This window comes from Pseudomonas sp. 2VD, from assembly GCF_005503585.1.
In the GTDB taxonomy this organism is placed as follows: Bacteria; Pseudomonadota; Gammaproteobacteria; order Pseudomonadales; family Pseudomonadaceae; genus Pseudomonas; species Pseudomonas aeruginosa.
Genome location: NZ_SCND01000670.1, coordinates 1 through 1189, shown reverse-complemented (window position 1 = coordinate 1189; position 1189 = coordinate 1). Strand labels below are relative to the sequence as shown.

Genomic DNA, 1189 nt, shown 5'->3' with positions numbered 1-1189 from the left:
ACACAAGACCAAGAAGCAAAGGAAACCACCATGAAGCAACGGATTCCCACCCTCCTCGCCGGCGCCTGCCTGGCCATCCCCCTGCACGCCCTCGCCACCGCCGACCTGCTGGTGGTCAACGCCAGGATCTTCACCGCCAATCCGCAGCAACCCTTCGCCGAGGCCCTGGCGGTGGAGGACGGGCGGATCCTCGCGGTCGGCGACGAGGCCGGGCTGCGCGCCCTGGCCGATGGCGACAGCCAGGTCGTCGATCTCGGCGGCAAGCGCCTGATGCCCGGCCTGATCGACACCCATTCGCACGCGGTGTTCGGCGGCCTGGAGCTGGCCGGCGCGGACATGGGCAACGAACAGGTCGGCCTCGACGAACTGGAACGGCGCCTGCGCGCCTGGCGCGACAACGGCAAGGCGCGACATGGCGACATGCTCAATGTCAGCGGCATGCATACCGCCTACTGGAGCCAGGTCAAGGACTTCCGCGCGCGCTTCGACCACGGCGAATGGGCCGACCAGCCGCTGGCCTTCATCGGCAGCGACCACCACACCGGCTGGGCCAACGCCGCCATGCTGAAACGCGCCGGCATCGACGCCGCGCGGGTCCGCGCCCTGCCCGAGGAACAGCGCAACACCATCGGCCACGACGCCGACGCCACCCCCAACGGCTTCCTCGCCGATGCCGGTCTCGACGCGGTGCTCGCGGTGCTGCCGGCGCCGAGCGCGGAACAGATGCTAGAGGCCGGACGCAGCGCGGTGCGCTACAGCAACTCGCTGGGCCTGACCGCATGGATGGACCCGGCCGCCAATGGCTCGCCGGGCGACGCCCTGTTCAGCCTCAGGCCCGACGAGAACACCGTCGGCGTGCTACCGGTCTACCAGCGGCTGGCCAAGGGCGGCGAACTCAGTGCCCACGTCGCCGCCCTCCTGGTCGCCAACCCACGCAGCCGGCCGACCGACCTCGAGGTGCTGGACAAAGTGCGCCAGCGCTTCCTCGGCAGCCCCAACCTGACCCTGCCGGGAATCAAGGTGTTCGCCGACGGCGTACCGGAATACCCGGCGCAGACCGCCGCGCTCCTCGAGCCCTACCGCAACAGCAGGAAGACGGGCGAACTGCTGATCGACCCGGCGCACTTCGGCGAACTGGTCAGCGCCGCCGACGCCCGCGGCTGGCTGGTCCACGTCCACGCCATCGGCG

General features: G+C 70.4%; 1 protein-coding gene. It reads left to right on the top strand.

Going from position 1 to position 1189, the window contains the following annotated elements; genetic code table 11:
• Positions 1–30: 30 nt before the first annotated feature.
• Positions 31–1189, top strand: a 1159-nt coding sequence (locus FFS27_RS32965) for an amidohydrolase (RefSeq protein ID WP_137952567.1), incomplete at its 3' end; no start/stop codon positions are given.